Source organism: Pseudomonas zhanjiangensis, from assembly GCF_041027545.1.
Taxonomy (GTDB): domain Bacteria; phylum Pseudomonadota; class Gammaproteobacteria; order Pseudomonadales; family Pseudomonadaceae; genus Aquipseudomonas; species Aquipseudomonas zhanjiangensis.
This window is the reverse complement of the sequence record NZ_JBFTEG010000038.1, coordinates 1-9682: the sequence shown is the minus strand read 5'-3', so window position 1 is coordinate 9682 and position 9682 is coordinate 1. Positions and strand designations below refer to the sequence as shown.

The following is a 9682-nucleotide window of genomic DNA, read 5'->3' as shown; positions in this document are numbered from 1 at the left end:
CGCTACCTCCCCAATTACCTGGGCTGGCGCCGCATGCTTGAGCGCTACCAGCAAAGCATTCGGCCAGTTCACTGCATCCAGGAGGCGGTAGGACGCACCGCGCAACACGCTATTGGGACATAGCCATTTTGATTGCTTGGGTGTGTCACTCGCCTCAGGCGCCGCCGAGCAGCTCCTTGAACAGCCGCGCCAGCTCATCTATCGCCTGCTCGCCATTACCGCTGTACGCCGAGCCGTGCATGGGGGCCAGGGTCCTGGGCTTGAGCTGCGCGAGGCGCTTGAGGATAGCAGCCGTCTGCGGCGTATAGGGCAGGTAGGAGGCGAAGGGCCCGCTTTCATAGTCGACCAGGGTCTGCCGGGCCCGGCTGATGATCTCCGAGGAGGTCAGTGGCTCGACGTCGCCGAGCTGATGGAACAGGTCGGAGCAGAGCAGGGTGCCCTGGGTCTCCTCGAAGAACAGCCCGGCGTCCCAGCAATGGGGCACATGCGGTGTCTTGAGGAAGCGCAGGCGGTATTTGCCGGTGCAGATCACCTCGTCGTCCTCCAGCGCCTGGGCGGGGCGAGCGGCGACCACGTCGTCGACACTGACCAGCTTGCCGACCAGGCTGCACAGCGCTGTGGCCTGCGGGGCCAGGGTCTGCCACTCGCGCAGCGAACCGCACTCGTCGGCCTCGAAGTGGCTGAAGCCGATCCAGCGCAGCGTGCTGGGCTCGATCAGCGTGGCCACGGCATCGCGCACCGCGGGAAACAGGCCGCGCATGCCGGTGTGCAGCAGCAGGGGCTGTTCGTCGCGCAACAGGAACTGGTTGAACTGCAGGTCGGCCTCGGGCACATAGGTCGAGATCCGGAACAGGTCCGGGGCGATTTCGCTGACGGTGGTCATGCTGGGTCTCCATGAGACAGGACGTCCTGAGAAGGCGGCCCAGCGCTCAGAAGCCTTCCTGCCTGTGAGGCAAACCACGGCACCGCTTGCTTAGAGGGTAGTTGCTGGCGAGACGGGAGCAATCCGCTGGGCGGCAAACCGCTGGGCGGCACTCCGCTGGGCGGCACTCCGCTGGCTGATCTGCCGCGTCGATAGGGGCGGCAGCATCCGCTGCCGTCCGGATAAGCAGTGCCTGCCGCCTCCTGGCTGTGCCCCGCGAGCGACGCACGGGGCGGACCAGCAGGCGGCCGGCTAAACGGCTACCTCCTCGGTATGCGCCCTTCTGCTGTGCAGGGAAAAGGCTTCCCCCTCCAGCATCTTGAGCGCCATGCGGATGTTCTCGCGCCCCAGCTCGCGGTAGGCGTCGAGGTGGCGCTCGTCGAAGAACTGGTTGGCCAGGCCGTCGTTGGGGAAGCTGGAGTCCTGGTGGGAGAAGCTGATCACCTGGGCCGAGGATTGGCGGGTCAGCACCGATTTGACGTAAAGGATGCGGCCGCTGCGACCCGAGGCGTACTCGATGCTGCCCAGCGCGCAGCAACTGGTGTGCAGGCCGTTGTCCTGCTCCAGCAGTTCGCGGGTATCGAGCCTGATCTCGCAGCCGAAGTCGGCCTGGGCGCGCTGCAGCAGCAGGCCGAGGTTGCCCAGTTGGGTCAGCGGATCGCCGCCGGCATCGCTGGCGATGATCAGCGGGCATTCGCGTCGCAGCAACTCGTAGACGCCGAGGTTCTCGAAGTGGCCGCCATCGGTCAGGTGCAGGCTCGCAGCGTTCTCCTCGAGCCCCTTGGCGAACAGCTCGCGGAAGATCAGCCAGAACGGCATGCGGCCGAAATGCTCGCCGGCGCGGCGTGGATGCTGCACCCAGAAGCCCAGGCGGAAGTTGACCAGCGTCAGCAGGATGCTCAGGGCCCGGTTGGCGGTCTGCGCCGTATCCGGGTCGACTGCCGCACCACTGGTGGTGACCGCCTCGCCGAGGGTCAGGCGACCGGCCTGGAAGTGCGCGGTGCGGGCGAAGCCGGTGGCCGGGCAGCCGCTGAACAGCGGGCTCAGGGTGAAGCTGTCGCCCAGCCGGAAGTGGGCCAGCGGGCGCGTGGAGTTGACCGTCGACAGCGTGGTGTTGAGCAGCGGCAGCGGCGCACCGCTGTCCGGTGCGATTTCGGCCAGCGGGACGTCTTCGATCACCGGCTTGCCGGTGTAGAAGAACGCCTGCGCCAGCTGCGCCAGGTAGTAGCTGTGCATCGAGGTGCGGTTGACGCTGGCGAGGCTCGCCAGCACCAGGGCGAAGACGAAGAAGCCCAAGAACAGCGGTGTTTCGACGATCTCCAGGTCGAACACCAGGTGGTAGGCGAAGGCGGCCAGGCCGTAGAGGAGCAGGGTCAAGCCGAGCGCGGCCACCTTCGGGTTCAGGCGCCCCTTGGCCATCGCCCAGGCCCCGGTGATGAACGGCAGCGCGTAGTCCAGGTGCTTGCCCAGCCCCGCCAGTTTCTCCGAGGCGACCAGCGTCAGCAGGGCGTCATCGAGCTGCGCGACCAGCGGCAGGCTGCCCACCAGCGCCAGGGCGATGGCCGTGCCCAGCAGGCGGCCCATGAACCGGCGCGGGGCGAAGCAGTGGGTCAGGTCGCCGCGCCGACCCGCGCGCCACAGCGCCATGCTCGGGATGCTCAACAGGTAGAGGGCGAAACAGCCGGCGGAAGCAAGCAGCATCAGCAGGTAGCCGCTGTGGCCGTGGATCACCTCGCCGCCGGGCAGGTGCCAGTGCTGCGGCCAGAGGAAGCGGCTGTGGGGCAAGCCGGCCAGCCAGAATCCGGCCAGCAGGATCGGCAACATCACCAGCAGGCTGAACAGCGACGAGGACAGGATGCCGGCGGCCAGGGTGGCGCTGTTGATGCCGCGGCCGGCGACCAGGTAGGCGGCATGGGAGCGCAGCCAGTTGAGCACGGGGGCGCTGAACAGTTCCCGCGCACCCTGTCCGCGGTGCTTGAGCCACTGGTAGCAGCCGGCCATGTAGCCGCCGCCGGATACCGACGACAGGTAATCCACCCGGTTCAGCCAGCCGCTCTCCGCCAGCCCCTGGAGGATGCCGAGCTGGAAGCAGGCGGAGCGGATGCCGCCGCCGGAGCAGGCCAGCCCGGTGATCGGCTGTTCCGGATCGACCTCGGCGTGCTGGCGCCGGGTCGCGATCCACGCCTGTTCCTCGGCGTGGACCTGGGCAAAATCCTGGCAGTAGTTCGGGTTGTTGTCGCTCATGGCGTTCGGTCCCCTCAATCCTGTCCGCTCAGGCACGCCGGTGCGCCCTGGTAGGCGTAGCCCGGCGGGTTGTCGCGGCGGACCTTCAGGTACTCCAGCAGGGCGTAGCGATCCTCGTCGCTGAGCAGCGGGCCGATCACCCCGGACGGCAGCGGGTTGGCGGCCGGGTCGGCGCGATACGCCTGCCACTGCGCCGGCGTCGCCTGGAAGCTGTGGCCGCTGTTGTGGTTGCCGGTCAGGCTGGTGTCGAACCAGAAACCGTCGTACTCGCCGCCGGGGGCCTGGGCGGTGGTGTAACCCAGGTTGACCGGGTCGTAGTCGCGCGGGCCGACGAAGAAGCGCTTATCGCGCTCGGCGGCGGGCACCAGCATCTGGTACAGGGTGGGCACCGAGCCGTTGTGCAGGAACGGCGGCGTCGCCCAGACCCCGGCCAGCGGCCGCGGCTTGTAGCCGACGATCTGCTGCGGCAGGTCGAGCGCGCCGAAGCCTTCCAGGCACGCCTGCTGCTCCTCGCTCAGGTGGTGGTCCTGGTAGTAGCGCTTCTTCAGCAGCAGGTCGATCAGGTTCAGCCCCAGCCCTTCGGTGATCCTGCTCGGGTCGATGGACGCCAGCAGCTTGGCGAACCCGGCCTGGGCATAATCCAGGTCGTACCAGAGCGCGTTGACCTGGCACTGGCTGTCGCAGGCGAGCTGCGGATAGGCCGCATAGCTGGCCGACAACTGCACGCTGGGCTTGAGTTCGAACTGCTCGAGCGCAGCCTTGATGGCCGGTGCCGGCGAGGGCTCGAAGCCCTGGGCGGCCAGTCGGTCCGGGGCCGGGAAGGCTTCGGCCAGCGCGGCGAACGCGGCTTTGGCCTCATCGCTCAGGGTCGCGTCGATGGCCAGTTCGCGCAGGCGCATGAGCATGTCGCGGGCCAGTTGCTTCTGCAGCAGCGGGTTGATCAGCGCCTCGACATCGGCCTTGCTGATGCCGGTGGCGGAGAGGTCGTAGGTTCTGTCCAGGAAGCTCTGCGCCTCGGTCGGGTCGGTGCCGATATGGTCGATGCCGATCACCTCGATCAGCCAGTGATCCTCGGGGCCGGCCTTGAGCGGCGCCTCCGCCTGCTGGCGGGCACGGCTGGACGGGTGCGGACCGTGGCACTCGACACAGTGGTTCTGGAACAGCTGCTCGCCACGGGCGGCCTTGGCCGGATCGACGGCGCCGAAGATGTCCTCCGGCCATTGTGGCGGCGGCAACTGTTGCAGCGCCCGCTCGATCTGCTCGAGCCCCGGGATATTGACCGAGGTGCGAAAGCGCTCCTGCGCCGGCAGGGGCGAGCCTTCGGCGGTCACCAGGCGGATATCGGCGCCGACGCCCATTGCCTCGCCGACGTTACGGGCCAGGGGCTGGGCCACCGAACCGTTGTACTGCACCCAGTTGAATTTCCACATGTTCCACAGGTAGGGGTAGCTCACCGGCGCCGACGAGGTCTGCAGGTTGGCCGCACTCAGGTGTTCGCCGAATACCGTGTTGGCGATGCGCCCGAGCGCGTCGGTGCGGCCGAAGCCTTCGCGGGTCGGGTAGAGGTGGGCCAGCGGGTTGTTCTGCTGGATGGCGAGGAAGGCCTTGAGCGTCTCGCCGAGCTGCTCATGCAGCTCGAGCTTGTCGCCGCCGTCGGCCAGGACCTTGTCGGCAAAGCGGTTGAACTTGAGCGGGTTGGCCCAGGTTTCCGCCAGGGCGCTGATCAGGGTGGGGCCGAAGCTGCCGCGCTGCAGGTCGGTGAAGGCGTGCATGGCCTGGCCACCGTCGATGCGCAGGGCGTAGCGCTTGCCTTCCTTGCGGTAGTGCAGCTGGCCGGTATGACAGGCGGCGCAACTGATGTCGAGCAGCTCCTCGCCCAGCGACGCGGAGTAGCGCGAGGCGAAGCCGACCGGCAGTTGGTCCGGGTGGCTGGGGTCGAAGAGGAAATGGAAGCGCTGCAGGAACGCGGGATCGGCGAAGCGCTCGTGCGACAGCGGTTGCTCCAGGTTGAGGAACCAGCGGTAGCGCAGCGATTTGTCGCCCGCGCCCTGCGGCATCGAGGCGCCCTGCGGGGTGTGGTAGTAGGTCTCGCGGGCGGACGCCTGCCAACCGCTGTTCAGGTAGCGGTATTCGTCGACCGGCTCGAGGCGGGGTATGCGCGCCTTGGAGGACTGCACGTAATAGACGAACGCGCCCACCACGGCCAGTACCAGCAGCGCGATCAGAAACAGCAGGCGCCTTAGCCAGCGCGATGCGATTGCCTTGCTCATAGATGTTCCCCAGCTTGGAATTTGTCGTTATAGGGTCTTCAGGTATTCGATCAGGGCACGCTTGTCGGCCTCGGCCAGAGCGGTGCCATAGAGGTGACCGCCATTGCCGTTACCCGGCTGGCGGGTGTCGAAGCGGCTCACCTGAGCCTCATCCAGCACCTGGTCGCTCAGCCCCACCGCCTGCGGGTCGAACTCGACCTTGCCCACGGCAAAGCGAGGCGGGCGCTCGGTCGACAGCAGCGCCGCCAGGGTCGGCACCGAGCCGTTGTGCAGGTAGGGCGCGCTGGCCCAGATGCCCGACAACGGGCGCGCCTTATAGTCGTAGGGGCGCTCGTGCAGGGGCGCGCTCAGCACCTTGTGGAAGCTGTACAGGCCGGCCTTGATTGCCTCCCAGGGGTGTTCGAGCAGTGCACCCAGCGCCGCATGCACCACCAGCTCGATGGTCGGGGCCTCGGCGCCAAGCGCGGCGCCGCCGACGTACATCAGCTTCTTGCCTTCGAAGGCGCCGCTCCTGGACCTGGCATTGGTGAAGTTGCTGGCCATGGTGCTGTCGGTGCCCACGGCCTCGACCGCCACCAGCTTCGCGGTCAGCTCGCGATCCGGGTCCTGCTGATCGGACAATGCATGACAGGCCTGGCACTGCTGCTGATAGATGGTCGCGCCCTGCTGCGCCAGGGCACTGTCGATAGTGCCCAGGGTCGCCTGTGGCCAGGCAGGCGCTTTGAGTCGATACCAGAGGTCCTGGATGGTGCTGAGGTTCTCGATCTCGACCGTGGAGCCGTAGCCCATCCCGTCACCGTGGATGTTCAGGTCGCCGAACACCGCCAGCGCCGTGGTGGCGTTCTGCACCAGCGGTCCGGGGCCGGCATTGGGCGCCGAGCCGTTCCACTGCACCAGGTCCAGGTGCGCCGCGTCCCACAGCACCGGGTAGCTGACCGGCGCATCGGGTTCGTGGCGGTTCTCGGGAATGGCGAGGAAGTCGGCGGCCACCGCATTGAAGATCTGGCCGAAGGCGTCCAGACGGCCACGGCCGTAGGCAACGTGGGTGGCGTTCAGCGCCGCCACGGCGCTCAGCCGCTCGCTACGCGCCTGCAGCGCCTGACGCAGCTCGGGGCCCGCGTGCAAGGTCTGGGCGAAGCGCTGGAATTTGCCTGCGTCGGCCAGGGTCGCCCGGAGCGCGGCGATGACCTCCCGCTCGAACAGCTGGAAGTCGACCAGGGCCTGGCCACCGTCGATATGCAGGCGCTCGCCGCGGTAGTAGACCTGCCCGGAATGGCAGGCCGAGCAGCCCAGGCCGACCCACTGCTCACCCTGGTCAGGCGGCGTGCTGGCCAGGCCGATCGGCAGGTCGTGGGGATTGGCCGGCGATGGGCCGGCCGAGGCAAAGCCGAAGCGGCTCAGGTTGTCCGGGCGGCTGAAGCGCGCCTGGCTATCGGCCTCTTCCAGTGCCAGGAACCAGGGCAGCGGGACGATCCGCGAGCCGAAACTGGTGTACCAGGCGGTTTCGCGCTGCTGGTCGTTCCAGTCCTGGTTCAGCAGCGTCAGGCCTGAGGCCGTTCTCGGGCTTGTAGTGGCCGGTTCATCGTTGCCGCAGCCGGCGAGCAACAGCGACGTCGCCAACAGTATTGAAGCGGGCAGCATATGAAGTGCACATCGAGATTCCCCCCTCACCTTGGGCTCCTTAGTTCTTGTTCTTCTGCGCAAGCGATCCTGCCCTAATCAAGGTTTCAATCTGAGCAAGTGTTAAAGGCGAGGGTTTTTAACATATCGATGCAGGCGAATTACACCTTTTCAACGAATTGGCCGATATCGAGGGCCTGATCGATTGGTCAACTCGGTGGCAGTTGCAATGCTTCTTCAGCGTTTCAATTTGCTTAAGCGGTCGGGTGATTCAAGGTGCCATGCGGATGAGCATGTTTGAGCCCTGAGTCTCGCAGTTGGCGCTGGCGGGAGCATCAGAAGCTTGGTCGACAACCCGCTATGGGCTCGGGGCATCAGCAGGCGGAATCAGGGCAGGGATCGTAGGGTACAACCACATCAGAACCACCCTCTGAGTTTGGCCGCCAGCCATGGTGACACGGCCGTGCACAACAGCACTAGCGGCCAGATATTGCCGCCCTTGAATGCGTAAGCCTGAAGAATTTCGGACAATGGTTTGCCTTGTGACAGACCGAATGAAAATTCAAATATCAAGGTCAACACCAGCCAACCCACACCAATGAGCAGCAGTTGAGCGGGCACCCGGGTGCCCAGCCACGGCAGCAGAAGGTATGCCGCCACGAAAATAAGACAGCTGAGTAATAGGCCACTTAGAACCAGGCTCGTTGCGGCGGCAAAATGGGGAACAAGTACGGTTTCCCTCAGTAGGCCATTGAGCACGGCAACAACCAGTATCGCCAGCCAGATGACCACGGCCTTGATTGCTACCGCAAAGGACATCGTTTTACCTCTTGGCGTCTAGTGTTTGTGCTGCCCGGCAAGTATTAGCGTAGCTTTTTGCTATCGGCGGCGCGCATCGGCCAAAACAAGGCGGTGGCTCTGGCCAGCAAGCTGGTACGCATCCGTTGGGCTTTATGGTGTCACCGCGACGCTTCAGCGGTGACTGACAGAGCCAGGCGCCCGCATAGCGGGCGGGGTAATCAGGATGATGAGGTGATGGTTTTTCCGGGTGGTTGTGGTGAGCAGCGAGACTGTCGGAACAGGCGAGTCCTGCAGCGGAACAAGGCCGATAACAATGCTGATCTACGTGATCGTTTGAACGCTTGGCCCCCGCTGTGCGAACTACAGAGTGGTCAGGGCATTAAAGCCCACAACAGACCGGATATACGAATGCAACCGCGCTGACGACAGGCTTGAAAAGCGATTCCTCACTGCTTGTGGGGAGCGTCCATATACAATTTGTTAGACGTTGCTTGCACGCTTTCCTCTTAGGGCTTCAAAGATACCCATTGAGAGTTTTGGTTTGTACGCCTTTCCTTTAAAGGACATGATGCTTAGCTTGATCAGGCTCCATGTTAGATAAAACCCGAAAATTGCGATCAAAATATTTGTTAGTAGACCGCTTGATATAAGTGGTATTGTGAATTCTCCGTCTCTGGCGACAATTAGTAGCGAGCCAATTATTAACCCAGCAGCAAGGCTTATTAATACTATCGAAAGGATTAGGTCAAATGTTTTTAAGGTCGTGTCTTTTGATAGATTTAGTGATAGTTTTTTATATATGAAATAAAGTACTGGGGGTAAGAGTAGGAGTAACCATGGAGCAATTAGGTAGGACGCAGCCAGAACCATAAGCGGGGTTGCTGCGGCTGCGTTGCGATCCTTCATCGTGGCGTTCACGTAATTTCCCTGCAATGTCTAACGTTTGGTTAAGGGGCGGGCTTTAGCCCGTCCCAGTGAGCGAAGCGAGCGGTTTGAATGCTGTAATGGATGTTCCCCGCACCCCGGTTCTATACCGATAACGGTGTTGACTGTTCGCTGGGAGAGCGCTGATGAAACGCATAGCAGTTGATCTGGCCAAGTCCGTTTACCAAGTTGCCGAGAGTGTCCGTGCCGGCGCGGTGAGTCAGCGCAGGCGGCTGAGTCGTGAGGCGTTCCGCCGATATATACAGGAGCAGGTCGAGCCGGTCGAGTGGCTGATGGAAGCCTGCGGCACGGCGCATCATTGGGGCCGTTTCGCCCAATCGCTGGGTCACCGGGTGATCCTGTTGCATCCACGCTATGTGCGGCCCTACCGGCGGCGCAACAAGACCGATCGCAACGACTGCGACGCCATCCTCGAAGCGGCGCGCTGTCAGGGCATCCGGCCGGTGCCGGTGAAGAGCCACGAGCAGCAGCAACTGCAGCAGTTGCACGGCCTGCGCGAGACCTGGAAGAAGAGCCGCACCCAGCGCATCAACCTGCTGCGCGGCCTCCTGCGCGAAGCCGGTATCGAGGCGCCGGCCAGTACCACGGTCTTCCTGCGTCGGGCCAACGAACTGATCGAGCGCCCTGAACTGGCGCGTTTGCGCGGCCTGCTGCAGATCGTCCTGGGCGAGATCAGCCTCTACCAGCAGTGCATGGCCGACTGCGAGCGGCAACTGGCGGACTGGCATGCCGAGGATGAGATCGTGCGCAAGCTGGACGAGGTCAGCGGCATCGGCCTGCTCACTGCCAGCGCCTTGCAGGCGGCGGTGGGCCAGCCGGAACGATTTGCCAATGGTCGCCAGCTCAGTGCCTGGCTGGGCCTGACCCCGCGCGAGTTCAG

7 protein-coding genes and 1 pseudogene are annotated in these 9682 nt (G+C 64.5%); 2 read left to right on the top strand and 6 right to left on the bottom strand.

All coding sequences use genetic code 11. The features are described 5' to 3' along the window. Positions 1–123 (top strand): annotated as a pseudogene (locus AB5S05_RS21785) (IS1595 family transposase); the annotation flags it as partial. Positions 124–154: 31 nt separating this feature from the next. Here AB5S05_RS21785 and AB5S05_RS21780 read toward each other — a convergent pair. The 6 genes from AB5S05_RS21780 to AB5S05_RS21750 all read right to left on the bottom strand — a co-directional run bounded on the left by AB5S05_RS21780 (position 155) and on the right by AB5S05_RS21750 (position 8775). Beyond that, on the bottom strand, positions 155–883 hold the full coding sequence (locus AB5S05_RS21780; RefSeq protein ID WP_369289602.1) for an oxygen-binding di-iron domain-containing protein: 729 nt from the start codon (positions 881–883) through the stop codon (positions 155–157). A gap of 291 nt (positions 884–1174) precedes the next feature. After that, positions 1175–3166: a hypothetical protein gene (locus AB5S05_RS21775; RefSeq protein ID WP_369289601.1), complete on the bottom strand. Its 1992-nt coding sequence runs from the start codon at positions 3164–3166 to the stop codon at positions 1175–1177. A gap of 14 nt (positions 3167–3180) precedes the next feature. Next, complete coding sequence (locus AB5S05_RS21770) at positions 3181–5436, bottom strand: di-heme-cytochrome C peroxidase (protein WP_369289600.1); 2256 nt, start codon at positions 5434–5436, stop codon at positions 3181–3183. A gap of 27 nt (positions 5437–5463) precedes the next feature. Then, entirely contained in the window at positions 5464–7077 is a 1614-nt protein-coding gene (locus AB5S05_RS21765; RefSeq protein WP_369289599.1) for a di-heme-cytochrome C peroxidase, read from the bottom strand. A gap of 396 nt (positions 7078–7473) precedes the next feature. Beyond that, complete coding sequence (locus AB5S05_RS21760; protein WP_369289598.1) at positions 7474–7875, bottom strand: hypothetical protein; 402 nt, start codon at positions 7873–7875, stop codon at positions 7474–7476. A gap of 462 nt (positions 7876–8337) precedes the next feature. Next, positions 8338–8775, bottom strand: coding sequence for a hypothetical protein (locus tag AB5S05_RS21750; RefSeq protein ID WP_369289597.1), 438 nt, complete (start codon positions 8773–8775; stop codon positions 8338–8340). Positions 8776–8927: 152 nt separating this feature from the next. Here AB5S05_RS21750 and AB5S05_RS21745 point away from each other — a divergent pair. Then, on the top strand, positions 8928–9682 hold a 755-nt coding region (locus tag AB5S05_RS21745), incomplete at its 3' end, for an IS110 family RNA-guided transposase (protein ID WP_369289596.1).